Source organism: Mesorhizobium sp. M1329, assembly GCF_040318035.1.
Classification (GTDB): domain Bacteria; phylum Pseudomonadota; class Alphaproteobacteria; order Rhizobiales; family Rhizobiaceae; genus Mesorhizobium.
In genome coordinates, this window is record NZ_JAMYLN010000030.1 from 1 (window position 1) to 25,592 (window position 25,592).

Annotated in this window: 26 protein-coding genes and 2 pseudogenes; 17 read left to right on the plus strand and 11 right to left on the minus strand. The window is 60.9% G+C overall.

The window, feature by feature from the left end; translation table 11 throughout:
• The coding region (locus tag NKH21_RS25155) for a helix-turn-helix transcriptional regulator (RefSeq protein ID WP_502911911.1) at positions 1–530 on the plus strand (530 nt) is incomplete at its 5' end.
• Here NKH21_RS25155 and NKH21_RS25160 read toward each other — a convergent pair.
• Together NKH21_RS25160 and NKH21_RS25165 are read right to left on the minus strand one after the other, a co-directional pair.
• A pseudogene (locus tag NKH21_RS25160) lies at positions 523–1,041 on the minus strand (IS66 family transposase); the annotation flags it as partial. The gene NKH21_RS25155 and the pseudogene NKH21_RS25160 sit on opposite strands and share 8 nt — an antisense overlap.
• A gap of 139 nt (positions 1,042–1,180) precedes the next feature.
• Positions 1,181–2,074, minus strand: coding sequence for an AraC family transcriptional regulator (locus NKH21_RS25165; RefSeq protein ID WP_352868136.1), 894 nt, complete (start codon positions 2,072–2,074; stop codon positions 1,181–1,183).
• Positions 2,075–2,255: 181 nt separating this feature from the next.
• Here NKH21_RS25165 and NKH21_RS25170 point away from each other — a divergent pair, with 181 nt between their 5' ends.
• From NKH21_RS25170 to NKH21_RS25185, 4 genes are all read left to right on the plus strand, one after another.
• Positions 2,256–2,813, plus strand: coding sequence for a type 1 glutamine amidotransferase domain-containing protein (locus tag NKH21_RS25170; RefSeq protein WP_352868139.1), 558 nt, complete (start codon positions 2,256–2,258; stop codon positions 2,811–2,813).
• 45 nt (positions 2,814–2,858) lie between these two features.
• Positions 2,859–4,286 carry an NAD-dependent succinate-semialdehyde dehydrogenase gene (locus NKH21_RS25175; RefSeq protein ID WP_352868142.1) on the plus strand — a complete coding sequence of 476 codons (1,428 nt, stop codon included), beginning with the start codon at positions 2,859–2,861 and terminating at the stop codon, positions 4,284–4,286.
• Positions 4,287–4,500: 214 nt separating this feature from the next.
• Positions 4,501–5,805 carry a class-II fumarase/aspartase family protein gene (locus NKH21_RS25180; protein ID WP_352868243.1) on the plus strand — a complete coding sequence of 435 codons (1,305 nt, stop codon included), beginning with the start codon at positions 4,501–4,503 and terminating at the stop codon, positions 5,803–5,805.
• Positions 5,806–5,895: 90 nt separating this feature from the next.
• Entirely contained in the window at positions 5,896–6,651 is a 756-nt protein-coding gene (locus tag NKH21_RS25185; protein WP_352868145.1) for an SDR family NAD(P)-dependent oxidoreductase, read from the plus strand.
• A 159-nt stretch (positions 6,652–6,810) separates the two neighbouring features.
• Here NKH21_RS25185 and NKH21_RS25190 read toward each other — a convergent pair whose 3' ends face one another.
• On the minus strand, positions 6,811–7,701 hold the full coding sequence (locus tag NKH21_RS25190) for a LysR family transcriptional regulator (RefSeq protein WP_352868148.1): 891 nt from the start codon (positions 7,699–7,701) through the stop codon (positions 6,811–6,813).
• A gap of 166 nt (positions 7,702–7,867) precedes the next feature.
• On the opposite strand from NKH21_RS25190, the gene NKH21_RS25195 reads away from it, so the two are divergent.
• Positions 7,868–8,761 (plus strand): DMT family transporter, encoded by an 894-nt coding sequence (locus NKH21_RS25195; RefSeq protein WP_352868151.1) that lies wholly within the window; start codon positions 7,868–7,870, stop codon positions 8,759–8,761.
• Positions 8,762–8,835: 74 nt separating this feature from the next.
• Here the strand turns inward: NKH21_RS25195 and NKH21_RS25200 are convergent, their stop codons facing one another.
• The 3 genes from NKH21_RS25200 to NKH21_RS25210 form a co-directional block, all read right to left on the minus strand.
• Positions 8,836–9,096, minus strand: a complete 261-nt coding sequence (locus NKH21_RS25200) for a LysE family transporter (RefSeq protein ID WP_352868154.1) — start codon at positions 9,094–9,096, stop codon at positions 8,836–8,838.
• A gap of 81 nt (positions 9,097–9,177) precedes the next feature.
• Positions 9,178–9,651 (minus strand): methyltransferase family protein, encoded by a 474-nt coding sequence (locus NKH21_RS25205; RefSeq protein ID WP_352868157.1) that lies wholly within the window; start codon positions 9,649–9,651, stop codon positions 9,178–9,180.
• Positions 9,652–9,672: 21 nt separating this feature from the next.
• Positions 9,673–10,566: an NAD(P)/FAD-dependent oxidoreductase gene (locus tag NKH21_RS25210; protein ID WP_352868160.1), complete on the minus strand. Its 894-nt coding sequence runs from the start codon at positions 10,564–10,566 to the stop codon at positions 9,673–9,675.
• Positions 10,567–10,697: 131 nt separating this feature from the next.
• Here NKH21_RS25210 and NKH21_RS25215 point away from each other — a divergent pair, with 131 nt between their 5' ends.
• Together NKH21_RS25215 and NKH21_RS32850 are read left to right on the plus strand one after the other, a co-directional pair.
• Positions 10,698–11,378, plus strand: coding sequence for a TetR/AcrR family transcriptional regulator (locus NKH21_RS25215; protein WP_352868163.1), 681 nt, complete (start codon positions 10,698–10,700; stop codon positions 11,376–11,378).
• A 324-nt stretch (positions 11,379–11,702) separates the two neighbouring features.
• Complete coding sequence (locus NKH21_RS32850; RefSeq protein ID WP_502911912.1) at positions 11,703–12,215, plus strand: pyocin activator PrtN family protein; 513 nt, start codon at positions 11,703–11,705, stop codon at positions 12,213–12,215.
• 482 nt (positions 12,216–12,697) lie between these two features.
• Here NKH21_RS32850 and NKH21_RS25225 read toward each other — a convergent pair whose 3' ends face one another.
• The 3 genes from NKH21_RS25225 to NKH21_RS25235 all read right to left on the minus strand — a co-directional run bounded on the left by NKH21_RS25225 (position 12,698) and on the right by NKH21_RS25235 (position 14,187).
• Positions 12,698–13,111 carry a curlin gene (locus NKH21_RS25225; protein ID WP_502911913.1) on the minus strand — a complete coding sequence of 138 codons (414 nt, stop codon included), beginning with the start codon at positions 13,109–13,111 and terminating at the stop codon, positions 12,698–12,700.
• A 172-nt stretch (positions 13,112–13,283) separates the two neighbouring features.
• Positions 13,284–13,679 (minus strand): curli-like amyloid fiber formation chaperone CsgH, encoded by a 396-nt coding sequence (gene csgH, locus NKH21_RS25230; RefSeq protein WP_352868168.1) that lies wholly within the window; start codon positions 13,677–13,679, stop codon positions 13,284–13,286.
• A 70-nt stretch (positions 13,680–13,749) separates the two neighbouring features.
• Positions 13,750–14,187: a curlin gene (locus NKH21_RS25235; protein ID WP_352868171.1), complete on the minus strand. Its 438-nt coding sequence runs from the start codon at positions 14,185–14,187 to the stop codon at positions 13,750–13,752.
• A gap of 316 nt (positions 14,188–14,503) precedes the next feature.
• Here NKH21_RS25235 and NKH21_RS25240 point away from each other — a divergent pair, with 316 nt between their 5' ends.
• From NKH21_RS25240 to NKH21_RS25280, 9 genes are all read left to right on the plus strand, one after another.
• Entirely contained in the window at positions 14,504–15,046 is a 543-nt protein-coding gene (locus NKH21_RS25240) for a Chromate resistance protein ChrB (RefSeq protein ID WP_352868249.1), read from the plus strand.
• 31 nt (positions 15,047–15,077) lie between these two features.
• Positions 15,078–16,295: an MFS transporter gene (locus NKH21_RS25245; protein WP_352868174.1), complete on the plus strand. Its 1,218-nt coding sequence runs from the start codon at positions 15,078–15,080 to the stop codon at positions 16,293–16,295.
• Positions 16,296–16,356: 61 nt separating this feature from the next.
• A complete protein-coding gene (locus NKH21_RS25250) occupies positions 16,357–16,908 on the plus strand; it encodes a phosphatase PAP2 family protein (protein WP_352868177.1) in 552 nt (183 codons plus the stop codon).
• A gap of 65 nt (positions 16,909–16,973) precedes the next feature.
• Positions 16,974–17,636 carry a flagellar basal body-associated protein FliL gene (locus NKH21_RS25255; protein ID WP_352868180.1) on the plus strand — a complete coding sequence of 221 codons (663 nt, stop codon included), beginning with the start codon at positions 16,974–16,976 and terminating at the stop codon, positions 17,634–17,636.
• Positions 17,637–17,701: 65 nt separating this feature from the next.
• Positions 17,702–19,774, plus strand: coding sequence for a bifunctional DedA family/phosphatase PAP2 family protein (locus NKH21_RS25260; protein ID WP_352868183.1), 2,073 nt, complete (start codon positions 17,702–17,704; stop codon positions 19,772–19,774).
• A gap of 116 nt (positions 19,775–19,890) precedes the next feature.
• On the plus strand, positions 19,891–20,715 hold the full coding sequence (gene uppS / locus NKH21_RS25265; protein WP_352868185.1) for a polyprenyl diphosphate synthase: 825 nt from the start codon (positions 19,891–19,893) through the stop codon (positions 20,713–20,715).
• 57 nt (positions 20,716–20,772) lie between these two features.
• Positions 20,773–21,687: a diacylglycerol/lipid kinase family protein gene (locus NKH21_RS25270; protein WP_352868188.1), complete on the plus strand. Its 915-nt coding sequence runs from the start codon at positions 20,773–20,775 to the stop codon at positions 21,685–21,687.
• A gap of 191 nt (positions 21,688–21,878) precedes the next feature.
• Positions 21,879–23,261, plus strand: a complete 1,383-nt coding sequence (locus NKH21_RS25275; protein ID WP_352868191.1) for an LssY C-terminal domain-containing protein — start codon at positions 21,879–21,881, stop codon at positions 23,259–23,261.
• A 109-nt stretch (positions 23,262–23,370) separates the two neighbouring features.
• The gene (locus tag NKH21_RS25280; RefSeq protein WP_352868194.1) at positions 23,371–23,739 is read left to right on the plus strand and encodes a sensor histidine kinase; all 369 of its coding nucleotides are present in this window, start codon (positions 23,371–23,373) and stop codon (positions 23,737–23,739) included.
• A gap of 79 nt (positions 23,740–23,818) precedes the next feature.
• On the opposite strand, the pseudogene NKH21_RS25285 reads toward NKH21_RS25280, so the two are convergent.
• Positions 23,819–24,105, minus strand: a pseudogene (locus tag NKH21_RS25285) (DUF1259 domain-containing protein); the annotation flags it as partial.
• Positions 24,106–24,868: 763 nt separating this feature from the next.
• A complete protein-coding gene (locus NKH21_RS25290) occupies positions 24,869–25,540 on the minus strand; it encodes a GntR family transcriptional regulator (protein WP_352664994.1) in 672 nt (223 codons plus the stop codon).
• Between the last annotated feature and the right edge of the window lie 52 nt (positions 25,541–25,592).

The following is a 25,592-nucleotide window of genomic DNA, read 5'->3' on the forward strand; positions in this document are numbered from 1 at the left end:
CAAGCCGATCTCCGATCCCAATACAGAATCGGCAACCTCACAGATCGCGACCACTCCCGAAAGGTGGTCCCACAACAGCGCTTACGGCATTGCGATGCGGTAGTGAGATGCAGAATGCGCCGCCAGGCTTGGCTCGCGGTCTTGCAGATGATCGCGTTGCGGCCGCGCTGCGCGCCCTCCATGCGCGCCCGGAATATCCCTGGACGGTTGCTGGACTGGCTTTCGAAGCGTCCTTGTCGCGCTCAGCCTTCTTCGCCCGTTTCAGCCGGACAGTGGGCATGCCGCCGATGGAATACATTTTGGCTTGGCGTATGGCTTTGGCCGGACGTCTCCTTCGCGGACAAGAGCTTGGCTTGGATCAAGTCGCTGAACGCGTTGGTTACAGTTCGTCCAGTACTTTCAGCGTCGCCTTTGCTCGATACGCGGGTATGTCTCCAGCTCGCTACGGTCGGACACATCACCTGAATGGACAACATAGCTCCGGCATGCTGCCGCAGCACTCCTGCAAAACGCCTTCACGCGTTAGCTGAGACTGGTAGATCTGTTGACCGCTAGACTTAGAGAGTAGGTCAGGCCGCTTTGAGTGTCGACACTCGGCGGTATCCAGTTCCACGGAAGCAGTTGCTCCAGCCTGGTAATCGGCGTGTCGGCGATGCGGGCAGGAACGTCGGCAAGGTAGGCCGGATCGATGTGGTTCAGCTTTCCCATCATGATCAGCGTGGCCATGAAGGCGGCACGTTCAGCCCCATGATCCGATCCGGCGAAGAGCCACGATTTTCTGCCGGCGCGAAGCTTCGCAGGGCTCGCTCGGCCGCATTGTTCGTCAGGCAGATTCTGCCATCCTCCAAGAATAACGTGAGGCCATCCCAGCGCTTGAGCATGTAGTCGATCGGCTCGGCGACCGGTGAACTACGTGACAGCTTCAACCGCTCGGTTTGAAGCCAGGTCTGCAGATCATAGACGATGTGCCAGGCGTTGATCGACTGTAAGCTCGTTTATGTCCCGCTCGATACCGAACAGCGCATCGATCCGTTTCACCGAGCCGTAGCCGACGGTTTCCGCACCTACTTCACCCCGCCGCTATCCACGCCGCAGCATGTTCCTGGCGAAGGCCATCAGCGCAGAGGCAGAGATTCCGTACATGAAACGATAGGATTAGAGGCAGTCCAAGCTACGTGACCTAGGCAGCGATCTGGCTCTTGCCAAAGCTGTCTCGAACATCCCTTGCGGGTGATGCTCCAAACAACCGGCCATATTCCCGCGTGAACTGGGGGACGCTTTCGTAGCCAACAGCGTATGCCGCATTGCTGATCGGTGCGCCCTCAGAAATCATCATTCGCCGAGCCTCTATCAGGCCCAGTTGCTTCTGGAACTGGAGTGGAGACAGCGATGTTACGACGCGGAAGTGATGGTGGAAAGATGAAAGACTCATGCCGGCGACTTCGGCCAGTTTCTCCACCGTCAGCGCCTCCGCATAGGCGGCTCGGATAAGCGCGACGGCCCGCGCGATACGGTTTGCATGGCTGTCGGTGACCCCGAGCGCTCGGATGCCTGCACCGTGGCGACCTGTCAGCAGCCAGTAGTGCATCTCACGAATAAGCTGGTTCTGCAGGACAGGGATTGAAGCGGGACGATCGAGTAGTTTCATCAAACGCAGGGCCGCTTCAGCGACCTCCGCTTCGGTAGGATCCACGCGAATGGAAGCACCTACCTCGGCCTGGGCAATGCCGATCTCCATCACGAGGGACTGCGTCATTGCCGGATCGATATCGAGAACGAGCGAGTAGTATGGCACTCCGGCACTGGCTCGCGTGATCTGGCTGACATTCGGAACGTCGGCAGCGATCAGCAAAGAGTCTCCAGCCCCGAATTCGAAACTCCTGTTCCCCATCGTAACACGCTTGGCCCCCTGAAGAACGAGCGCCACCAGTGGTTTCGAGATCGCATATTGAAGCTCGCTCGGAGCCGTCGCACGCATGGCGAACAGGCCTGGGAACGGCGTGCGGGCAACGCCGAATTTGTCGGCATTGCTATCTGCGAAGCGGCGGACGTATTCGAGCAAAGTGCTGTTCATCGCTTTTGACTCCGATCGACAAAACATCGGCATCCTGAGCGCGGACGGTCGTTCACGCAAGCCGCTTTGGCGGATTAGGCAAGGAATCTGAATTTCACGACAATTCCGCTCAGGTGGGCTTCGATAAATTTCTCCGCAACTGAAGCAGGCAGCTCGCACATTGAGAGCAAGGAGAGAGCCCATGACGAAGCTGACGAACCGAAACATTCTGATACTGGCAACCGACGGATTCGAAGACGCCGAACTCTACAGTCCACGGCGGCTGCTTATGGACGCTGGTGCAAGGGTCACGCTTGCTGCGCCGAAGGGCGATCCGATCCGCGGCTGCATCTACAATTCCGAGACCGGCAACTCGGATCAGTCGCCCGAGACGATCACGCCGGACAAGTTGATCTCCGACATCGACGCGGGAGACTTCCATGCGCTGGTTCTACCGGGCGGCGTCGTTAATCCCGACAAGCTGCGGATGGATCCAAAGGCAATAGCCCTGGTGAAGGACTTCGCTAATGCCGGCAAGCCGATTGCCTCGATTTGCCACGGACCGTGGCTCCTCGTGGAAGCCGATGTCTTGCGCGGGCGCCGTGCAACGGCCTGGTATTCGATCCGGACTGACCTCAAGAACGCCGGCTCAACCGTGGTGGACGAGGAAGTCGTGGTGGACGGCAACCTTATCACCAGCCGCATGCCCTCCGACATCCCCGCCTTCACGATGGCGATCGTCACCGCCTTGCAGGATTGATCGGAGCCGTCCGTGGTTTCAAGGACCAGAAAGGATAACATTCAGATGAGCAGCGCGTTTCAGCTTCTGATAAACGGCGAGCACCTCGAGGGTTCTGAAGGCGTCGCCGTCGATGTAATCAATCCCGCGACGGGCGACAATCTCGGTCAGGTGGCCTACGGGTCGGCGGCCGACATCGAAAACGCGATCGGCATCGCGCAGGGCGGACTGCAAACCTGGCAGGCGGTACCCGCCTGGGAGCGTGGCCGCATCCTGAAGGATGCCGCGAGCATCATCCGGCGCGACACCGATCGGATTGCCCGCATCTTGACACTGGAACAGGGCAAGGTTCTGTCCCAGGCGCGCGATGAGGTTCTTCGCGCCGCCGACTTCATCGAATGGGGCGGAGAGCAAGCCAGGCGAATCGCAGGCCGCATCGTGCCGGGACGGCAAGCCGGCCAGCTCACCGAGGTGCAGCCGCATCCGGTAGGGGTCGTCGCGGCACTCACGCCCTGGAACTTTCCGATGGCGCTCGCCGCCAAGAAGTTCGCCGGCGCGCTGGCCGCCGGCTGCGCGATTATCTGCAAGCCCTCGCAGGAAACGCCCGGTTGCGTCCTGGCGATGGCAGAAGCCTTGCTTGAGGCCGGCGTTCACCCGGCGGCGCTCGCCGTCGTCTTCGGTGATGCCAACGCGGTCTCGACCCAACTCATCGAGTCGCCGGTGATCGCGAAGGTCACCTTTACGGGCTCGATCCCGATCGGAAAACGGATCGCAGCGGCGGCAGGACTTCACATGAAGTCCGTGACGATGGAACTCGGCGGCCACGCACCGGTCGTCGTCTGCGGCGACGTGGATCCGGAGGCGACTGCGCAACTGCTGGCGCGGGCCAAGTTCACCAATGCCGGCCAGATTTGCCTCTCTCCATCACGCTTTTTCGTCGAGGCAAGCATTGCCGAGCGCTTCGCAAGACGCTTTGCCGAGGTTGCCACCGGATTGACGGTCGGAGATGGCCTGGACCCGGCCACGGATGTGGGCCCCCTTGCAAATGAGCGGCGTGTCGAAGCCATTGCCCGCCTCGTCGAGGATGCGCGGCAGCGGGGTGCGAAGGTCCTTGCCGGTGGAGATCGCCTTGCTGGGCGCGGCTTCTTTTATGCTCCGGCGGTTCTGGTGGATGTGCCTGCCGAAGCCGCTATTCTTCACGAGGAGCCGTTTGGACCCGTCGCGCCGATCCTGCCCTTCACCGATGAAGAGGCGATGCTCAAAGCTGCCAACGGGCTCGAATTCGGGCTGTCGGCTTACGTTTTTACGAATGACGGCAAGAGGCAGCGTCGTCTCGTCGATGCGCTCCAGTGCGGCGCTGTCTCTGTAAACGCTGGTCTGACGCACCTGCCCGAGGCACCGCTCGGCGGCTGGAAGGATAGCGGGATCGGCACTGAGGGCGGGATCGAAATCCTTGAGCCCTATACCGTCACCAAGCATGTCCACATCGCCTGACGAACACGGAATTGACGGGTGCCAGAAGTGCCGGCGCCCGGTTTGAGTGGAGCAAACCAATGGTCTCAATCGATAGTCCTGCCATACCTTTCTCGGTAGTCAGATCGACCGTTCTGGCGGATGTCCGCACCGTTTCGCGGAACGGAGACAGGCTGTGAGCGCGCTTTCCCTTCTCGACTCACCGCTGCTTGGGCGCAGCTTCGTAGCTGACGAGATGCGCTCGTTGTTGAACAGTGACGCCTTCGTCGACCGGTGTGTCGAGACCGAAGTTGCACTCGCCGCGGCCGAAGCGCGTCTTGGTCCCATTCCTGAGGCGGCTGCCGCTTCGATCGCCTCCGCAGCCCGGACGATCCGTTTCGACATGGTCCGCCTCGCACGCGAGACTGAACTTGTCGGCTATCCCATCCTGCCGATCGTCGAGCAATTGGCCGATGCCTGTGGCGAGGCCGGCGGCTATCTGCACTGGGGTGCGACGACGCAGGACATCATGGACACGGCCATGGTCTTGCAAGTCCGGAATGCGCTGGATCTCGTCGAACGGCAGCTCGACGACACGATCGCCGCGTTGCGCAGGCTTGCCGCCGATCACCGCGACACGCCGATGGCGGGGCGAACCCATCTTCAACAGGCGCTGCCGATCACATTCGGCTACAAGGCCGCCGTCTGGGTGTCGGCTCTCGAACGACATCGCGAACGCCTCATGCAATTGCGTCCGCGTGTTCTCGTGGTGCAGTTCTCAGGGGCGTCCGGAACTCTGGCTTCCCTTGGCGGACAAGGGTTGGCCGTGCAGTCGGAGCTCGCCAGGATCCTTGGTCTGGCAACGCCCACGATTACCTGGCACGCGGCCCGAGACGGCATGGTGGAAGTCGTACAGGTGTTGGCGTTGATCAGCGGTAGCCTCGCCAAGATCGCTTTCGACGTCTCCGTGATGATGGCGACGGAGATCGGGGAGGTCTCGGAACCGTTCGCCCGACATCGCGGCGCTTCCAGCACGATGCCGCAGAAGCGAAATCCCATCTCCTGCGAAATCATCATCGCCGCGGCAAAAATGGTCAGACAGCATTCGGGATTGATGCTCGACGCGATGGTGCATGATTTCGAGCGTGCCACAGGATCATGGCATCTCGAATGGGCCGCCGTTCCCGAAAGTTTCGCGCTTGCCTCCGGGGCTCTTTTGCAAGCAAGTTTCATGCTTGGCGGCCTCGTCGTTCACCCAGACCGGATGCTGGCGAACTTGGCGATCTCGAAAGCCCTCATCGTGGCGGAAGCGGTGATGATGGCCCTCGCTCCTCTGACCGGTCGCCAGACCGCACACGACCTCGTCTATGCCGCCTGCCGGCGTGCGGTCGAAGCCGGAAAACCCCTCTTCGACGTTCTCGTGGACACACAAGACGTGGCGGTCCCACTCGGGCGCGAGCGTCTGCGTTACCTCACCGATCCGGAAAACTATCTCGGCTCTGCCTCGCAGATGGTCGATCGCATTCTGCAGCCCGCATCCGGCGTTGGCCTGGAGAAATAGGCAAGGCTCGCCGAGGATCCGACAACCGTCGGGCCTCAGCCCCTGTCATAAGATGTCTGTCAACAACAAACAGATTTATGGAGAACGGATATGAGCACAGTTTCCATCATTACGGGCGGTAGCCGTGGTCTCGGCCGCAACACCGCGATTAGCATTGCGCGTCAAGGCGGTGACGTCATCCTGACCTACCGGAGCGGCGTTGCCGATGCGCAAGCCGTTGTCGCCGAGATCGAGGCCCTTGGTCGCAAGGCTGTCGCCCTCCAACTCGACGTGACTGATGTCGCCTCCTTCAAGGCCTTCGAAGACAGTGTGCGGCATGCCCTGTCGGCGAACTGGGGCCGCAACACCTTCGACCACTTGGTGAACAACGCGGGCCAGGGCGAAATGGCAAGTTTTGCCGAGACGACCGAGGTGCAGTTCGATGCCCTCTTCAATACCCACGTAAAAGGCGTCTTCTTTCTCACCCAGACCCTGTTGCCGCTGCTGGCCGATGGTGGCCGCATCGTGAATTTCTCCTCGGGTCTCACCCGTGTCTCGGCAGCCGGCTTCTCGGCCTATTCGGCCGCCAAGGGCGCGGTCGAGATTCTGACCATCTATATGGCCAAGGAACTCGCCGCACGCGGGATCACTGCCAACACGGTGGCTCCGGGCGCTATCGAGACCGACTTCCTCGGCGGCGCCGTTCGTGACATGCCCGACCTCAACAAGCAGTTCGCCGGCATGATTGCGCTCGGTCGTGTGGGCGTACCGGACGACATCGGGCCAATGGTTGCAGGCCTACTCGGCCCGAGCAACCGCTGGATCACCGCCCAGCGTATCGAGGTATCCGGCGGCCAAGTGATCTGACAAGCCATGGATCGAGCGGCCGCCACGCGGCGGCCCTCAATTATCCGGCGATGTTCATTCGGAAGCAGATGACTAAGCCAACCACCGTTCTTTCCTGATAATGGTGTTGGCGACACCCCGCGCCCGGGCCGGACAGGCCACTTTCGAGTATCCTGAGACTCAACCGGCTAACGCCAGCTTGCCGTATCGGCTGATTTCGGCCTGAACCTCGGATACAAAACTCTCCAGCGCGGGATTTCTCGCCTTCTTTGCCCGCCGCGCGACATAGGCGAGTGGCGGCGGAGCCGGCAGACGCTCGCCAATGATTTCCATATCCGGACGCAGGTGACGATCGCTGAGAAGCGCGACGCCGAGGCCAGCCTGCACAGCCGCGACGATGCCAGCAGCGCTGGAACATTCGAACACGGTCTCCAGATCCGCGCCGCCGTCCTGCCCGATGTCGATTGCCCAGCGACGATAGAAGCAATCCTCATCGAACGAAAGGAAGGGCACGGCACTGCCCCCCTCCAGTTCCAGGTCGCGCGACTTCACCCAATGCAGGTCTTCGCGCAAAAGCACGATATCCGCCGGCCTTACCTCGTGCGCGAAGACCTGGATGATGGCGACGTCCAGTTCCCCCCGCTCCAGCATGGATCGGAGCACCAGGCTCATGCGCACCTTCGTCCGGACGGCCACTTGCGGGTGCAGACGCCGGAAGCGGCCGAGGATCCGCGACAGGTCCGAACAGGTCGTGTCCTCGGTCAGCCCGAGCAGGATGCGTCCCGCCAGATCCGCCTTCGCCAGGCTGACAAGCGCCTCGTCGTGAAGGCCCAGTATCTTGCCGGCGTAGGCGAGAAGCGCGTCGCCGTCGGCGGTGAACGTGCCCCCGCCCGGCCGCCTGTCCAGCAGGTCGCAGCCAAGGCTGGTCTCCATACGCCTGATCTTGTGGCTGACGGCAGACTGCGACAGGCCAAGCGCGTCAGCAGCGCGTGTCACACCGCCATGCATCTTGATAGCCCGCAGGGCGCGCAATGCATCGATGTCCAGTCGCCTGCTGTTCGTCTCAATCATCCATCGCTCCGGAGTCATGTCGGGACGCGAATGATGTGCCCTGCCATGCAATCCGGCAAGATCGAATTACGAATGCCATCCAGACTTCATGACATGATCGATATTTGTCATGTGCAGGTCTTGTCCGGAGCACCTATCCCTGGACCTCCCGCCGACCGGAACTGCCATGGCTCACTCCGCTGACATTGCCCTTACCCCGCGTTCCCGCCTGCTTCTGCCGCTGCTCGGCACGTTGCTGATCATCGGCTGGAGTTCTGGCTTCGTGGGCATCCGCTACGTAAGCGAGCAGGCCAGTGTGGCCGTCCTTCTGTTCTGGAGAACCTTGCTGTCGGGTCTTATCCTGCTTCCCTTCACCTTTGCGTTCGGTCCGAAGATGCGGCTTTCGGCCGTGCTGCCGCAGATGGCATTCGGCGTGATGGCCGTGTTCATTTATCTCGGCGGTTTCGCGCTGGCGATCGAGCAGAGGGTGCCGACAGGCCTCGTTGCGCTGATCTCGGATCTGGTGCCGCTGGCGATCGCGGCCCTGTCGCAGCCGCTTCTGCGCGAACGGCTTTCGGGACGGCAATGGCTGGGGACCGCTATCGCCGTGGCCGGCGTGCTGATCGTCTCCTTTGACAGCCTCAGCTTCGGCACGGCGCCTGTCTGGGCGTATGCGCTCACCATCGGCTCCATGCTGGTCTTCGCCGCCGCGTCCGTTCTGCGCAGGGGAAAGGCATCCCTGAACATGCCCGTCCACCAGAGCCTGTGCATCCATTCGCTGACCGGTGCGGTCCTCTTCGGCCTCTGCGGTGTCTATCAGGGAAGCCTGGAGCCGCCCATGACCCGCGAGTTTGCCATCGGCATGGTGTGGCTCGTGCTGTTTGCCACATTCCTGGCCTACGCCGTCTACTACACGATGCTGCGCCTTTACCCGGTCGCGCAGGTGAGCGCTGCGATCTATCTCAGTCCGCCGGTCACCATGCTCTGGGCCTGGATGCTGTTCTCGGAACCGCTTGCCCCGGCAATGTTCATTGGCCTGACGGTGACTCTGGTGGGGGTGTGGCTGACCTCTCGCGGTTGAGGTGCGTCGTCGGCATTCCAGGCCACCTGCCGGTCTCGGAATTAGCTGCCTTCTGGCGCAACAGCACTCCGCGTTCAAAGCTTTTCGGAGATCAAGCGTAGGCCGAACACAGCAAGTGCGGTGCCAACCACGCGTTCGATCCACTGCCCGGCACGATCGTAAACCGCGCGAGCTGGGGGCGTGGAAAGGAGCACGATGACGAGGCCGTACCAAAGGACATGGAGGAGAAAGCCGCCCGTCAGCAGGGCCAGTTTGGTCCATAGAGATGTGAGCGATGCCGAAATCAGATGAGACAGGGCCCGACGCAGGTCGAAGGTTACGTGTTCGAAGTCCATGCTTGTCGGGTTTCTCTAAGAGCGGTCAGTTGAGGATCGGGTGCCCCAGTCCTGGGAGGCCCGCAGGCGGCAACGGAATAGTCAGAACCAGCGGCGAACGTTGGCCTTGTAGCGGCGGTAGTCGTTGCCGAACTTCGCTTCGAGATAGCGCTCCTCGCGGGCGATCACCTGCGTCTGGATTGCGATCAGCACCAACGGGAGCAAGGCGAAGGCGATCGGCCCGTCGAAGCCGATCGCAAGGCCGGCATAGATAAGCGCCATGCCGAGATACATGGGATTGCGGGTCCACCGATAAGGACCGGTCGTTGCGATGATCGTCGTTGGCTGCGACGGCGGAACGTTGGTGCCCAGCCGCCGGAACAGCCCCGCCGCCGAAAGCATCATCGCCGAGCCGGCAACGAACAGCAGCGCGCCCGTCGCGACCAGCAACCACCAGTCGACGCCGAAAAAGCGGAGGGTGACGAACCGCTCCGCCGCCAGTCCCAACAGCAGCGCTCCGAGATAGAGGAAGGGCGGAGGGAAGCGCACACCCGCGCTGTCCGGTTCGACGGCCATGCTCATCTCCAATCTGTGCTCTCAAACCAGCATCGACTGCTGGGCGAAGATACCCGCCATTGCGCCTTGCCATGATGCCGTGGTGACCGAGGGAATGAGGGGGTTGGTAAGGTCCCCCGCAGCGTAGATGCCGGGCATGCTGGTTTCACGGCGCTCGTCGACCTTGAGGACGATGCCGAGGGGTGTATCGATTGTGGCGAGGCCCAGTGTTTCATGCAGGCTTGCGGAAGGCTTGTTGCGCGGATGCGCGAACAGGATGTCGACCGCGACACCGGGGCCGGTATCGAGCCTGACGCTGGCGCCATGCCCTCCGTGACGGGCGATTTCAGTGATCCGGCCCTCGACGAGAGGTGTGTTACGACGGTCCAGATCGGCCCGGATATCGGGCGGAATGTCCTGACCATCGGCGAAGACCGTCAATCTGTCGGTCCAATCGTGGAACAGCCTGACCTGATTGTGCGACTGCGGGCCGGACCATACGAGGCCCCAATGCTGGCCGGCGACTTCGAAGCCGTCGCAATAGGGACAGGGCACGATGGACGTGCCCCAGCCTTCGGCAAAGCCCCGAACGTCAGGCATCTGGTCGGTGATGCCATAGCTCAGGATCAGGCGGCGCGCCCCAAGGCTTTCGCCATCGGCAGTGCGGACGGAGAATTTGTCGATGGCGCCGGAGACGCTGTCGGCCCGGGCACCGACCAGCCTGATCGTGGGATAGCGCGCCAGCTGCCGCCGGGCCTCGGCCAGGATGTCCAGCGGTGGCTTGTGATCGTGGCCAAGCAGACCATGCGAGTGGCCGGCGAAGCGATTGCGCGGCAGGCCGGTATCGAGAACGGTGACCTTGCGGCGGGCGCGGCCGAGCTGCAGGGCGGCGGCGAGGCCGGCAAAGCTGCCGCCGATGATGATGACATCATCCATGGTGATAAGCTCCGTGTTGTGGATGGAGGGGTTGGGCTGGGTGCGGTTGAAGCCTATCCATTGGCTTGCACATTTTAGGAACTGTGTGGTATCGTAATTCAAGAATTAGGATACTGTCAAGGACTGGAATTGTGGCGACCCCAAAAAAAACCCAGGCGCGGCGGGGTCGGCCCGCCAACGAGGCGCTTGGCCAAACGATCGTCGACGCCGCGGGCGAACTCTTTGCGGAATTGGGTTTCCAAGCGACGACATTGGATAAGGTCGCCCAGCGAGCGAAAATATCCAAGCTCAGCATCTACAAGCACTTCGAGAACAAAGAGGCGCTGTTTGGCGCGGCGTTTGCGGCCCGCTGCCATCAATTGATACCACGGGCCCTTTTTGAAGGCGTCGACGGTTCGGCCGAAGATCAGCTCATGGCGGTGGGATCATCGCTGCTTCGCACGCTGTTGCGACCGGAGGTCCGCAATGTCGAAGCCATGGTCCTGGCCGACATGACGAGTCAAAAGTCGTTGAGCAAGCTCCACTACGAAGCTGGACCCGCCCACATCATCGCGCAAATCGAGGCCCTGTTGCGTCAGTTGCAAGCGAAGGCGGTTCTGAAGGTGTCCGATCCTCTCCAGTCCGCCCGCTTGTTTGCCGCGCTTTTCAAAGGCTCCGATCTCCTGATTGTCGCACGCTTCGATGAGGCGAGAGCAGAGGACGACAACGAGATCGAATCCTATTGCCGGTCGGCCGTCGCCATGTTCATTGCAGCGCACGGTGGCAGCGACCACGCGGGCGGATATCCTAGGAGTACTTGCATGAAACTTTGAATGCTCGCGTTGACATCAACGCGACTATTGTCGTTGGGCAGCGGGCTGACTGGCGGAGTAACCGCTACCACCCCGTTCGAGGCCTTCGTGCCGGCTTAGCAGACCGTCAGCTTTCAGGAAGCTGCAACGGTGGTCTGAACGGCAAAATATGGGCGCAAAGCGGAAAGACTGCCTTGAGCTATGCAAATCGCTGCCGTTCTCCACATCGCAGGGCCCTAGCGCACCGGATCTCAGTTTCGGCTGCTATGGTATAGGCGGGTAGGAAATTTAGCAGGGGTAGGATTTGAAGCTACCACCTTCAGGTTATGAGTTTTCTATGCCAGAATGCTGCGGCGTCACTTCGCACAAATCAGTTTTTTTCACTGCGAACCTGCTCGCCCTACTTTCCTTGCACACGCTTTGAACGACTGCGCTATCCATTTGGCGTCGATTGCTCCAATTGAACTTCGCTGCAACCCCGTTGATCATCCCTCGGATGGTTGGCGGCGAGCGAAGATATTGAACACACTCTTCCTACTCATGGCGCAGTATGAGGGACGCGTGATTGTCCCCGCTGAGACCGTGTGCAAGGATTATTTTTCCCACCTGACGCTCGCCAAGTTCTTACGCAAAGTGAGCATTGGAGAAATTGAGCTTCCGCTAACCCGAGCAGAAAGAAGCCAGAAGAGTGCCAAAGGCGTTCATCTTCAGGACCTGGCTTCATACCTCGATAAGCGGACCTGGCTTCATACCTCGATAAGCGCCGCGAAATCGCACTGTCCGAAATGCGCGCCTTCCGACGTAGCTAGCGCTCCCGATGAGGTCCGTTGCGCGTGCAGCGATCGGACGAGGAGATGAGGCACGGCATCGCCTGCGGATAGCTCATATAGGCGTTCGAGATAACCTGGCTGTAGACCACCCACCACCAGCCAACCGCGAGCAAGAGAACCAAAAAAGGATGAAGCCGAAGAAGCTGTGCGCTTCTTTTGCACAAAATGGGCTGAGGAACGCGGCCTTCCGCATCAGCCGGACGATCCAAGCTTTTCCGATTTCTTTTCTTGGCTTCAGGAGAAATCGCCCGGACACTTGAGATTTCAGACCACAACATCGGTGCGAGATGACGTCGAGCACTGGTTCATAAGGGAATTCAAGCAGGGTTGGCGCTACTAGGATGGCCTCGCACTTCCCAGTTCGAGCGATTTCCGAGGGCTTCATCGGGCGCACCTTCGTGCTCCAAGTTGGATAGCGAGAAGGCGCTCCTGAGGTCGGCGCCGGGCAAGCGAGCCCCGGCAACGAGCAAGAGTAGTTCCCGTGTCCGAGTCTCCACCGGTCTTCAGCCTCTACCAGCCGTAGCTGAAGGTGGCACCGCTATCGCCATCGCCGTTCTGCACCACATTGGCGTCGGTGTTTCTGCCGAACTGGAAAATTCCGTAAGCGTTGTCATTGCCGTTCTGCCGCAGGGTAGCTGAATGGCCATTACCCTGCTGTTGGATGATACCCAGATTGCCGCGGCCGTTCTGGGCGATGCCTGCAACATTGCGGCGTCCCGATTGGCGGATACTGGCGCCGCGCAGGCCGTGATAGAGCGAATAGACCCGCAGGCCGGTCGCCAGGGCGCCGGCGTCGCGGGCGTTGGCAGGGGCATAGGTCGTAGAAACCCAGCCACCGGCGAAGGCCGGTGCGAAAAGCGCTCCTTGGCCGATGCTGCCGGCAACTAGAGCGGCTGTGAAGGTCTTGAACATATTGAGTGTCATCTTTGTCTCCATTTTCCGGCTGCCTTAGCCTTGTGCCAACCTTCTCATTTCGTCGCTGAACCCTGCCGGAATTGGTCGTTCAGCTGTGGTTCAGTCATTGTGCCCAGGCCCGACGCTCATAAAAAAGGGCGCCCCGACCCCGACGCCTTTTTTCGTAAACCTGGCGACGCGATCAGGTTGCGCCACCGACCCGCTCGGCACAGCCGATGCTCTTGCCGCCGACGGCTACCTCGAGCTTGGCGTCGTAGATGCCGCCCTTCGCGTCAAGCGTGACGGTGCCGAGCATGGCGGGGCCCGGCGCGGCGCTGAAAGCGCCGCCCTGCTCAATATTGGTGCCGCCCGTGCGTCCGGCACTTTCGACATGGAAGGAATAGGTGCCGCTCACGTTTCTGTCGACATGGGCGAGCGCCTCCAGCGAAACCATGTCGCCTTCCGGCTTGACACGGATCTCGCAGCGCACCGGCCCGACGGGCTGGTTGGCGGTGGCCATGGTTGCCAGCGCATTGGCCGAGACCAGGACCAAGACGAGTGCCGCGACGCGGCAGGGGTGTTTGCTTATGCGTGGCATGGTTCGTCTCCTTGGCGTTCGTTAGCCACGACCGCAGACACTTTCCGCGGTCGCCTGCTCGTGCTGCCGATTACTGGCAGGCCTGGACGAAAGCGGCGACATTGCCGCTGCCACCCTGGCTGACATTGGCATCACAGCCATGACCCACCTGCACGCCGGCAGCGATGTTGCCGTTGCCGTCCTGGGTCAAGATGGTGGTATGGTTCGAGCCGAACTGGCCGACCCCGGCCACGTTGCGGTCGCCGTTCTGGTAGGTGGCGCCATAGTTGCCGACGCCTTCCTGGCCGATGGCCGAAAGGTTGTGGCGGCCGCGTTGCTGACCGATCACCTTGTTGAAGCGGCCGTTCTGGTAGACCCGGATACGGTTCTTGAAACCGTTCTGGGCGCCGCCGGCTGAGTTCGACCAGCCATATTGCTCGATGCGTACATCGTTGGCCATGGCCGGGGCGACGGCGGTGATACCGACAAGAGCGGCGAGCGCGGTTGCGATGAAAGAATTGCGGATCATGAGAGCGTCTCCTTTAGCGGACGGGACCGCGAGTTGAACGGCTTCTTTTTAGGAGATGCCGTTCGAACCGATGCTGAAGGCGGCGTTCAGATGGGGTTCAGGAAGGCTTGTGTGGGAGGCGGAGCGGGCAGCCACTGACACCTTGCGGACGCTCATTGCTGGGGACGCAGCTCCCTCCATTCCTGTTTAAGGAGTGCCTCTCAAGTGCGACTGCTCGTTTCGTCAGAGCCTCCGAGCCCTTCAAGAACGCCTTCAGGTGGTCGAAGCGGGGCGCGTTGTCGTTGACTTGTTACAGCCGTTACATCATGTTGCTGCGATGGTTGTCCCAACTTGGCTTCTATTGACGTACAAGGTGCCTCCGGAGCCCGCCACGAAGCGCGTTGCGCTATGGCGGCGGTTGAAGGGCATGGGCGCGATTTACCTTCAGAACGGTGTCTGTCTGCTGCCGAAGACGGACGATCATGTGCGTCGGCTAAAAATGCTGGAGAACGATATTTCCAAGATGGGCGGCGAATCCGTCATCCTGGAGACGGTCGCCCTTGATCGCGCTCAAGAGGACAAGGTAGTCGCCCGCTTCAAGGCGGATCGCGACGACCAGTACCGCGAGTTTCTCGGTCGGTGCGCCGGCTTCGAGGTCGAGATCGCCAAGGAGATCACGATCAACAAGTTCACCTATGCCGAACTCGAAGAGGAAGACACCGATCTGAAGAAGCTCCAGGGCTGGCTGGAGAAGATCAAGAAGCTCGATTTCTACGGTGCATCACTTGCTGATGAAGCTGCCGAACGTCTGCGGGCCTGCGAGGCTTTGCTCGACAGTTACGCTCAACGGGTCTTCGACGCACACGATGAAAATCGGTGAGGTGAGCGGCTAGGATGACGGAACAGGCGCGATGACAACCGAGACAACGGATCGCCCGGGAGCCCGGCAGGGGATTCCGGCGGGCATTTGGGTCCTCGGCTTCGTCTCGATGCTGATGGACATCTCGTCGGAGATGATCCACGCGCTGCTGCCCATCTACATGGTGACGGTGCTTGGAACTTCAGCCCTTACCGTCGGCGTCATCGAGGGCATCGCTGAAGCGACCGCCTCGATCACCAAGGTCTTTTCCGGAGCATTGAGCGACTGGCTCGGCAAGCGCAAACTCCTCGCCGCGTTCGGTTACGGCCTGGCTGCCTTCACCAGGCCGATCTTCCCATTGGCGCCCTCGATCGATTGGCTCGTCGCAGCGCGTTTCATCGACCGGATTGGCAAGGGCATTCGCGGCGCGCCGCGTGACGCGCTTGTCGCCGACATCGCCCCGCCGCATCTGCGTGGCGCGAGCTTTGGCCTGCGCCAGTCGCTCGACACGATCGGTGCGTTTCTCGGTCCGCTCCTCGCCATCGGCCTGATGTGGGTGACAGCCTTTCATTTTAAGACGGTATTCTGGATCGCCGCCATTCCGGCATTCCTGTCGGTCGGACTGATCCTTGTCGCCGTGAAAGAGCCGGAGCGCCCGAAGGAGCAACGCCCTGTCCGCATGCCGCTGCATCGCGACGAGTTACACCGGCTGGGAGCGACCTACTGGTGGGTCGTGGCAATCGCGACAGTTTTCACCCTTGCTCGCTTCAGCGAAGCATTCCTCATTTTGCGTGCGCAATCCATCGGTCTGCCGATGGTGCTGGCCCCGGTTGTCCTGGTGATCATGAGCCTCGCCTATTCACTGTCGGCCTATCCCGTCGGCGTGCTGTCTGATCGTGTGAACCGCCTGACAATCTTGATCGTTGGCCTGTTTCTGCTCCTCGCCGCCGATCTGGTTCTCGCTTTTGCGCTGGGGACACTCGGACTTGTGCTCGGCGTGGTCCTCTGGGGGCTGCACATGGGCTTTACGCAAGGATTGCTGGCAACGTTGATCGCCGATGCCGCCCCGGCGGAATTGCGCGGGACCGCCTTCGGCATGTTCAACCTCGTCACCGGCGTGGCGCTCCTCATTGCCAGCGTGGTCGCAGGGGCTCTCTGGGATGCGATGGGGCCACAAGGCACGTTTCTCGCAGGCGCTGTCTTCACCGTGCTGACCTTGGTGGGCCTGCTTCCTGTTCGAGCGCGGTTGGGTAAGCGGGCGGTTGGGTAAGCGGGAGGCGTCATGAGAGTGGGCCGTCTCGCGATTTCTTTCGAAATGGAATGGTGATGGAATGGAAAATCTGGATGCCCAGGTCACGGGCTGGATCAACAACCTTTCAGGGCACAACAACCTGATCGATTTGTTCATGATCGCCGTCACGCAGGCGGGCGTGCCCGTGTTGATCTTGGCCGTGGTGGCGTCCTGGTGGTGGGGTGGCGGCGGTCGCTCCGAGAGGCATGTTGCGGTTGCCTGCGGCCTGTCGTTCCTGCTTGGATTGGCTCTCAACCAGATCATTCTGCTCCTGGTCCACCGCATGCGCCCCTACGACGCCGGTGTGTCACACCTGCTTATCGCGAGCAGCGCCGATCCGTCGTTTCCATCGGATCATGCCACCGCAAGCTTTGCCATCGTCTTCAGCTATGCATTCAGCGCCCGCGCCCGGAAGGCGATGTGGTACTTCGCAGCCGCCCTGCTCGTCGTGATTTCCCGTGTCTACGTCGGCACCCATTATGTCGGCGACATCCTGGGCGGCGTCGCTACCGCCCTTGTCGCCGCCGGGCTGGTCCGGGTCGCTTATCGGGAGGACACCCGCATTGATCGATGGGTGACCGGAATTCTGTAAATGAGCGGCAGCAAAGTCCGCAGTGTCGCGACAAGGGCAGCAGCTCAGAATTGGGAAGGCTCCGCATGCCACACAAACCCCTTTTATCGAGCTGGCTCGATCAGTCCCGCGTACTTACGTTTGTCTTGGCTTTGCTAGTCACCTCGCTGGTGACCCCGGTTTCCACCAGCGCTGCTCTCGAAACTCCGACGGCGGGGCTCGCGGACGCGACGGTGCTGATCATACGTCATGCCGAAAAGCCCGAAAGCGGGACAGGGCTATCTCCCGCGGGAGAGTCGCGCGCGCAGGCCTATGTCGGATATTTTCAGCATCTCACGCTGAACGGCGCTGCATTTCGCCCTGATACGCTGATTGCGACCGCCGATTCCAAAAACAGTGCGCGCGAGCGTCTGACCCTGGAGCCATTAAGCCGAGCACTCGGGATTCCTATCGATTTGAGATTCAGCAATAAAGACATCGCGGGCCTCGTTCATGCGTTGATGACGGAAACCCACGGAAAGTCCGTGCTCATTGCGTGGCATCACAGCACGTTGCCGCGGATCATCGAGGCGCTTGGCGGCGACCCGCACGCAGTCCTGCCCGATGGGTACTGGCCCGAAAGCGTTTTCGATGCAGTCGTGGTGCTTCGCTACGGCCATGACGGGAAATTCATTCCCGGCTCCGAGCAGATCATTCACGAAGATTTCGCAAAGCCGCCGGGGCTGGTCAGGGGAGCGAATTCGCAATGAGCCCCTCCCCCGTAAAAAGCCTCCGCCGGGTGTTCCGGATCGTTGGCCAAAACGAGGGACGATAAATGTCCTTTTTCTCGGCGCTCACGGACTACATCGCTTCGCATCCGCATCTGGCGTATGCGGCGATCTTTCTGCTGGCTCTGTCGGAGTCCGTTCCGGTCATCGGCGCAGTCGTTCCTGGAACGGCCATCATCGTCGGCCTTGCCGCTCTTGTCCCGAGCGGCGTGCTAATGCTCTGGCCGATGTTGATTGCAGCCTTTCTGGGCGCGATCGTCGGCGATGGCCTGTCTTTCTGGCTTGGCCATCGCTACCACCGTGAAATCCTCCTGCGTTGGCCGTTGAACCGATATCCCGAACTCATCGCGCGCAGCGAGGCATTCTTCGAACGGCACGGCGGCAAGAGCGTCTTTCTGGCGCGCTTCACGCCGGGCGTCCGCGCTTTTATCCCGCTCGTGGCAGGCATGTTGCGAATGCCGGCCCGCCGTTTTTACTACGCCAACATCCTCTCGGCGTTTGTCTGGGCGCCATCGCACATCCTGCCTGGCGTGTTCGTTGGCGCATATTTCAGCGTTGCCGGCGCCGCCGCCGGCCGACTCGCAGTGCTCCTTGTCGCGCTGATTTTCATCCTGTGGGTCACCGTTTGGGTTGTGCGTCACACGGTGCGCCGGGGCATTCCCATCCTTCTGGTCTATCTGGAGCGCCTTAGACGCTGGGCAGATGCCCGCGATACCTGGACTAGCCGTCAAATCCGCTCGTTGCTCGATCCGGCCCAGAAGGAAACGAAGATCTTAGCGGCGCTTGCACTGCTGCTCGTCGTGGCCGCCTGGACTTTCTTCGGCATCCTCGAGGATGTCGTCAGCGGAGATCCGCTGGTACGCACCGATGCCGCAGTCTATCGCATCCTTCAGGATCTCCGGACGCCGTTTGGCGATTCCTTGATGGTCGGCTTCACGGAACTGGGCGATACGGCTGTCGTGATTGCGATTGCCGTCGTCGTGTTCCTATGGCTGGCCTGGACGCGCACCTGGCGCACAGCGGCATACTGGGTGGCCGCCATCGGCGGCGCTGCAGCCATCAACACGGGCATCAAGGTGGCGCTCCATCGTGCGCGTCCCACCGGGGACCTCTATTCCGGTTGGAGCGATTTTTCCTTTCCCAGCGGCCACAGCACCGAAAACGCCGTCCTGTATGGTTTTCTGGCCTTCCTGATCGCTCGGAGCGTCCGGCCGGCTTTGGGTCTCCCGGTGGCCCTCGCGGCGGCCGTTTTGGTTGCCTTGATCGCCTTCTCCCGGCTCTATCTCGGTGCCCATTGGTTTTCCGACGTGGCCGGCGGACTGGCATTCGCGACGACGTGGCTGGCCCTGCTCTGCATAGCCTACTTGCATCATCAACCGACCGAAAAGGGCGCCGCAGGTCTCCTGGCTGTGGCTTGCGCCGGCCTGGTCTTCGCAGGTGGATTCCATGTCTACCGCAACCACGCCAAGGACATGGAGCGTTACGCAGTCCGATATGAGGCACCGTCGATCCTCGCGGCGGATTGGTGGGCGCGGGATTGGCAGCAAATGCCCGGGCAGCGGATCGATCTCGCAGGCGAGATCGAGGAACCGTTGACATTCCAATGGGCCGGAAGCCTGGAACGCCTAAAAGCAGATCTGGCGCAAAAGGGCTGGCGCTCGCCGCATCCGTGGACGTTGGCCGGCGCTCTCGCCTGGTTCACGCCGCGCCCCGGTCCGATGGACCTTCCAACGTCGCCCTACATGGAGCGCGGGCGCCTACCGAGCCTCACGCTGGTCCATCGCACCGAGTTGGGCGGGACCAGTTCGCGTTTCGTGCTTCGCATGTGGGCGACCGACATTGACCTCCGAAACGGCCACCTGACGGAACTCTGGATCGGGTCCGCTGTCGAGGAACAGCTGGGTAATCGCTTCCCCCTCTTCACGGTGGCGCAGGCGCAGCCCGACGCGAACGGACCCCGTGACCTTCTTGCCGCGTCCCTCGACGCCAGCCGCCTGGTGACCCGGCCCGATCATGGTTCGACAGCCGTCTGGGACGGCCAAGTTCTGCTGGCCGATGACGGAAGTATTCAAATTGATCAAGATGGTGGAACACTATCGAACGGTTCTGCCAGACGGTAATTTCAATCATGCCGCCCGGTTGATTGGGCTCGCTCGGCTGGGCGGTGCGACGGGAGCTACGTCGGGATCCCGGCTATGGGGGTATGGTCCGGCAGAGAAAGGTGGATAGCCCGCATATGAACGCAGAGCAAAATGCCAAGTCCGAGGAAAGCAGTAGTAAGTGGCGATTTGCTAACCTGCTGTACTGGGTCTACGAGCGTCGGCTGCTGCGTCAGATTCGGGGACGGGTATTCCCACGCCATGTCGGTTTCATCCTGGACGGCAACAGGCGCCATGGACGTCAAAGAGGATCGCAGGATTTCAACGAGATTTATCGGCGTGGTGCTGAGAAGCTCGACGACGTGCTTGGTTGGTGTGCCGAGTTGCAGATCCCTGCTGTTACGCTCTGGGTGTTCTCGACGGAGAACCTCAAACGTTCGCCCGAGGAAATTTCTGGGATTCTCGCGGCAGTCGAGTCCAAGATCGCCGCTCTTGCCGGCGATCCGCTCACACATCGACAACGTATCAGGGTGCGGGCAATCGGCAGACTCGACATCCTACCGGGATCGGTCATCGCTGCCATTCGAATGGCGGAAGCGGCGACTGCGCAATACGATTCCCTGACGCTGACGATTGCGGTCGCCTACGGCGGGCGCGAAGAGATCGCCGACGCAGTCCGCTCCCTGCTTCGAGACGAGGCGGCTCGAGGGATCGCGTTGCCGAACATCATTGAGCACGTCACCCCCGAAGCCATCGCTCGCCACCTTTACGCGGCTGATCTGCCCGACCCAGACCTCATCATCCGCACCAGCGGCGAGGTGCGCTTATCCGGATTTCTGCTGTGGCAGAGTGTGCACAGCGAATTCTACTTCACGGACGTGTACTGGCCGGCGTTCCGCAAGATCGACTTCTTGCGCGCGATCCGGTCGTTCCAGCAGCGGACGCGACGCTTTGGGCAGTGAGGCGGCCACAGAACTGCAACCAAGGGATATTCTCACCCTTTCTCAAATGGCGCGCACATGACAGTCCTGGTCCTCCTCAATGCAAGCGCCGGCACAATCCAGCGCGCCGACTACGATGTCGAAGCATTCGTTCGAAACGGGTTTCAGACGCGCGGATTGGAAGCCGAGGTGCGAATGGCGGGCGGGAGCCAGATCGCGGAGATGGCCCACAGCTTTGTCACGGCGAAATCACCCGGCGGCAAACCAAGGACCCTCGTGGTCGGCGGGGGCGATGGCACCCTCGGCTCCGCGGCGTCGGCCGTCGCGGGCACGGATGTCGTGCTGGGCGTTCTACCGCTCGGTACCCTCAATCATTTCGCCAGGGATCTCGGTTTGTCGAATGATCTGGACGCGGCCATGGACATCATCGCTGCGGAGCATGTGGAGCAGGTCGACGTTGCGGAGGTGAACGGCCGCGTCTTCCTCAACAACTCATCCATCGGCATTTATCCGTTTCTTGTCGCCGAACGTACCGCCGAGCAGATGCGGCTGAGGGTGGGAAAGTTTGCCGCGCTCGGCCCGGCGCTTGTCCGGACGCTCAGGGCTTCATCGTGGAAGAGGGTCAGGATTTCGGTCGACGACGGGCCAGAACAGCGGACCCTTTGCGTGTTCGTTGGCAACAATTTCTACGATTTGCGCGCGCTCGGCCACCGCGGCAGCCTTACCTCAGGAGAGCTGTGCGTCTACGTCGTCAAGCCGCTATCCTGGCTGGCGCTCGCGCTGCTGCCATTCAAGGCCGCCCTAGGGTTGATCGACCCAGTCCGCGATGTCGAGCTCTTCCGGGTTCAAAGTCTGGAGATCAAAGCGCGCCGACGACATTTGCGCATCGCTATGGATGGCGAAACTGTCGAGGCGATACCTCCATTGCTCTACCGCATAAGGCCGCGCTCGGTGTGCGTGCTCGCGCCTCCCTTGAAAAATCATGACATTTAAAGGTTCGCTGCAAACACATGTTGTTCCAGCAAATTGCAACGGAGTGGGCTTGATGCGGCGCTTGGCGAACTCACTGCTTCAGTGCATCCGCAAGGCAATCCAGAGAAATCCGGGCCTTCAGCGCCGCATCGCATCCCACCCGCGTTTTCGGGGCTGGCTTGCCAAGCGGTTCAGCTCCGAGCCATTTGGGGTTGCGGCTGACGGTTGGTGCAGCGCTGGCGTCCGTATGCCTGTTCTTTTTCCTCTCGGTCGTTCAGGATTTGATCGCCAACGAGGCGGTCGTTCTCGCCGATCTGCGTCTCCTGTCCTTGGTTCAAATGTATCGTACTCCCGGCCTGAGCAAGGTCATGCTCTTCCTGACCTATCTGGGGAACTGGCAGGTCGTCACCGCAGGCGCCAGCTTGCTGAGCCTCTACCTTGCGCTCACGCGCCGATGGCTTTGGATTCTGGCACTGCTTGTCTCGATTGGCGGCGGCGAGATTCTCGTACAGTTGGGAGAGGTCGGCTTTGGCCGCCCCCGTCCGGACCTGGCCAATGCACTGATCCCGGCTCAAGGTCCGAGCTTTCCGAGCGGTGATGCCTTCGTCGCGATATGTTTCTACGGACTGGTCGGGTGGTTCGCGATCGACCAGGTGAAAACCTGGAAAGCGAAGGCCGCGATCGCGGCCATGACGATTGCAACAGTGCTCGCCATCGGCTTCTCGCGGATCTATCTCGGAGTCCATTGGCCATCTGACGTGATTGCGAGTTTTGGCCTCGGCGCAGCCTGGCTCACAGCGACAATCACCTTTTTCTGCGTTGCGAGAGCTTCTGCCGCCGGCGCCATAGCGCGCCTGAGAGGAGCATGGTCCAGGGCGGCGGGGATAGCTCTCGTCATAGTCTGGGCCGGCTTTGTAGGCGTGTTCAACCACATGCACCCGTTTGTTGACAAAAGCTCACCCACAAACGCACCGATTGACCTGCCCAAAGAGAATTTTCCGGCGGCGATGCTCGCCTTGGCGCCGCGGTTCAGCGAAGACATAACTGGAAGGCCGATGGAGCCAATCAACGTCATTTTGATCGGAAGCGAGACTGATCTGGAGAACGCCTTTGCTCAGGCTGGATGGGAACCGACGGACAGACTCACATTCTCAAGCAGCTGGCGCTTGGTTGTCGCGGAGCTACACAACCAGCCTTCTCCACGCGCGCCGGGGCTTCCAACGTTCTGGCAGGGACAGCCCAACAAACGAGGCTTCCAACATGTGGATCCCGGGGGCTCGCCGCGAGAGCGACACCATCTGCATTTGTGGGAGACCGACTTTCGCGTTTCCGGCGGCTCGGTTTGGCTCGGCACTGTTCATTTCGACAAGGAAGCGAAAACCAAAAGCGGAAGAGGTCTCCTGATCCATCAGGTGGACCCGGACATAGACAAGGAGCGGGATGCATTGCGCGCCGTCCTCCTTCAGTCGAAATGCGCCGGAAAGATGGATGAAGCTGTCGTGACCGAGCCGATGGCAGGCAAAAATGCCATAGGAAATCCGTTCTTTACGGACGGCAACGCCATTGTCGCCTTCCTGGATTGCAGAGAGGGGTAGCCGACACCCGCGCAGGTGGATTGGATGCGCCTGGCAGCCGACTCGCTGGGTCGGAATGGAATGCGCGAACCTTCGCTGAGTTGGGTCTTATTTCGATCCCGGCGACTGGGTGTCAGACGTCGCGGCGGAATCTGGCACGGGTTGCGTTAATCCGCATGAATCCGGAAATGCGCTATACCCCGCGTACGGCACGGTTGACGTGGCGGTGCGACGGAAAGGAAATGAGGTCGTGCTCGAAGTATGCGACAAGGGCCCTGGCATCCCGGAGGATGAACGGGCGCAGGTGCTGGAACGGTTCTACCGCGGCAGCAATCAGAACATCCCGGGCAGCGGCTTAGGGTTGTCGATCGTCCAGCGCATCGCCGAACGGCATGGGGCGCATTTGGTTCTGGACAGCGGTCCGGAAGGCAAGGGGTTGCTGGCCCAGGTGCGCTTCCACCCCGTGGGAACAGCCGGGCTGCAATCGGTGGTGCTATGACTGGGATCGTCATCGCGGCGCGGTGTTGGTTCGAAGGAACCAGCCTAAGAGGCACGTCTGATGCACGCGGACCGGAAGCCTAGCTCTTCTTGACGGCGACCTTGTCGAGGGCTTGCGCAGGCCTTTCCTCAGCTTTTGCGCATCGTCATTCGCCCAGCAATGCATGAAAAAGAGCCGCGGTTGCTCATCGAGCATGTGGCTATTCAGCGCGGTGATCTCGATGCCGTCGTCCTGCATGGCTTTGATAACCGGATTGACCTCCTTTGCCGTCAGCACAAAATCAACCGTGATCGCCGCCTTGCCGCCACCTGTCGATTGGAAATTAATCGCTATTGCCGAGCCCATGGCCGCCGGCACTTCCATTCCGCGCCGCTTACGCAAAAAATGAATGAATCCAACGCCCAATTGTACCAATGCGTTAGTCAGTTAGTGTCCAAAAGCTTGGTCCACTGCTTACGGGCACATTGCCTTGCGCACACACATTTCGTACGCGCGCCAGCTAATACATTGAACTACAAAAGAAAATTGACGCACCCGACAGGATTCTCTGCCTTCGGAGGGCAAAGCTCAAAGCCAGCGAAAGCCAGATCACCGGTCGCTCGGAAAGGCCTTCATCTCCAGGACCTCGCTTCATACCACGATAAGCGGCGCGAAATCGCACTGTCTGAAGTACGTGCCTTCAAAGTAACTAGCGCTGCCGTGGCCCTCGTTGCGCCTGGAGTTGAGATAACCGGCAGGACCGCCCATCCGCTACTCGTCCCCCTTCCCGAAATGCGCCCCGGTTTTTGCCCATGCGCTCCGGAAGAGTACAACGACAGTACAACTTAGAGGAATTCATTCCACTAAGTTGCTGAATATACCTTGCTTTTCGCGACGTCCGTCCAATCCATCATCGGCGCCACGGCAAGTTTGTGACGTAGCATATTCATTTTACTATTTTCTCTGTCTCAGTCCGTCCGATACTCCGTTCGAATGACAGAGCAATTTGGCAAGAGATGCACACCCAACTAAACCCGATATACGATTTTGCCGCCGCAACTGAAAGCAATTTGGTCACGTCACACACCTCGCTGTACGCACCAGTTAGACGCCTTCCATGGAACGATGAACCGCGTTGGCGGCAAACCAGTCAGCCAAGGCGAAGCGTGTTGCGGGCGATCTGCCACGCGGATTCGACATGCCGCCGCGCCGCCGCCTCCGCCTCGTCCGGCTTGCGCGACCGGATTGCATCCATGATTTCGGTCATTTCGGCGATCGCCGGCTCGCGGCGGTTCTCCGATGCGATCGTCATTGAGCGGAGCTGATTGATGCGGACATTCAGCCCCGTCACGATTTCCCAGGCAATGCGCTTGTCGGCGGCCTCGAACAGCGTTTCGTAGAACTTGGTCGTTGCCCGCATCACCTCGACAGGCGCACCGAACGCCCACGCCTCAAGCAGGTTCGTCAAGGCGTCATCGAGCAAAGCGATCTGCGCGTCCGTGGCCGTTAGGGCGCAAGCCCGCGCCGCGATGCCCTCGAGCAGCGCCCGCAATTCATAGATTTCGTCGGTGCGGCCGAGATCCGGCTTGGCCACGGCGGGTCCGTGGCCCGGTATCATCTGCACCAGGCCTTCCGCCTCCAGCTGCCGCAGGACCTCGCGCACGACGGAACGGCTAACCCCGAGCTGATCGCATAGCGGCCGCTCGACCAGCCTTTCACCAGGCTGGAAATGGAAGCCCATGATCGCTTCACGCATGCGCTCCAGCGCCAGCGTCCTCAGCGTCTTGGCAGAGCGGTCGATCCGCAGCGTATCGCCTGACATCTTCTCTCCCTACCCCGATCCGGCCACAAAACAGATTCCATAGCCGATTGAC

Excerpts from the sequence above, each read along its gene's own strand:
- NKH21_RS25165 (WP_352868136.1), bottom strand. The coding sequence starts at position 2,074 with ATGAACAGCACTTTGCTCGAATACGTCCGCCGCTTCGCAGATAGCAAT.
- NKH21_RS25170 (WP_352868139.1), top strand. The coding sequence starts at position 2,256 with ATGACGAAGCTGACGAACCGAAACATTCTGATACTGGCAACCGACGGA.
- NKH21_RS25175 (WP_352868142.1), top strand. The coding sequence starts at position 2,859 with ATGAGCAGCGCGTTTCAGCTTCTGATAAACGGCGAGCACCTCGAGGGT.
- NKH21_RS25180 (WP_352868243.1), top strand. The coding sequence starts at position 4,501 with ATGCGCTCGTTGTTGAACAGTGACGCCTTCGTCGACCGGTGTGTCGAG.
- NKH21_RS25185 (WP_352868145.1), top strand. The coding sequence starts at position 5,896 with ATGAGCACAGTTTCCATCATTACGGGCGGTAGCCGTGGTCTCGGCCGC.
- NKH21_RS25190 (WP_352868148.1), bottom strand. The coding sequence starts at position 7,701 with ATGATTGAGACGAACAGCAGGCGACTGGACATCGATGCATTGCGCGCC.
- NKH21_RS25195 (WP_352868151.1), top strand. The coding sequence starts at position 7,868 with ATGGCTCACTCCGCTGACATTGCCCTTACCCCGCGTTCCCGCCTGCTT.
- NKH21_RS25200 (WP_352868154.1), bottom strand. The coding sequence starts at position 9,096 with ATGGACTTCGAACACGTAACCTTCGACCTGCGTCGGGCCCTGTCTCAT.
- NKH21_RS25205 (WP_352868157.1), bottom strand. The coding sequence starts at position 9,651 with ATGGCCGTCGAACCGGACAGCGCGGGTGTGCGCTTCCCTCCGCCCTTC.
- NKH21_RS25210 (WP_352868160.1), bottom strand. The coding sequence starts at position 10,566 with ATGGATGATGTCATCATCATCGGCGGCAGCTTTGCCGGCCTCGCCGCC.
- NKH21_RS32850 (WP_502911912.1), top strand. The coding sequence starts at position 11,703 with ATGCTGCGGCGTCACTTCGCACAAATCAGTTTTTTTCACTGCGAACCT.
- NKH21_RS25225 (WP_502911913.1), bottom strand. The coding sequence starts at position 13,111 with ATGACACTCAATATGTTCAAGACCTTCACAGCCGCTCTAGTTGCCGGC.
- csgH (WP_352868168.1), bottom strand. The coding sequence starts at position 13,679 with ATGCCACGCATAAGCAAACACCCCTGCCGCGTCGCGGCACTCGTCTTG.
- NKH21_RS25235 (WP_352868171.1), bottom strand. The coding sequence starts at position 14,187 with ATGATCCGCAATTCTTTCATCGCAACCGCGCTCGCCGCTCTTGTCGGT.
- NKH21_RS25240 (WP_352868249.1), top strand. The coding sequence starts at position 14,504 with ATGGTTGTCCCAACTTGGCTTCTATTGACGTACAAGGTGCCTCCGGAG.
- NKH21_RS25245 (WP_352868174.1), top strand. The coding sequence starts at position 15,078 with ATGACAACCGAGACAACGGATCGCCCGGGAGCCCGGCAGGGGATTCCG.
- NKH21_RS25250 (WP_352868177.1), top strand. The coding sequence starts at position 16,357 with ATGGAAAATCTGGATGCCCAGGTCACGGGCTGGATCAACAACCTTTCA.
- NKH21_RS25255 (WP_352868180.1), top strand. The coding sequence starts at position 16,974 with ATGCCACACAAACCCCTTTTATCGAGCTGGCTCGATCAGTCCCGCGTA.
- NKH21_RS25260 (WP_352868183.1), top strand. The coding sequence starts at position 17,702 with ATGTCCTTTTTCTCGGCGCTCACGGACTACATCGCTTCGCATCCGCAT.
- uppS (WP_352868185.1), top strand. The coding sequence starts at position 19,891 with ATGAACGCAGAGCAAAATGCCAAGTCCGAGGAAAGCAGTAGTAAGTGG.
- NKH21_RS25270 (WP_352868188.1), top strand. The coding sequence starts at position 20,773 with ATGACAGTCCTGGTCCTCCTCAATGCAAGCGCCGGCACAATCCAGCGC.
- NKH21_RS25290 (WP_352664994.1), bottom strand. The coding sequence starts at position 25,540 with ATGTCAGGCGATACGCTGCGGATCGACCGCTCTGCCAAGACGCTGAGG.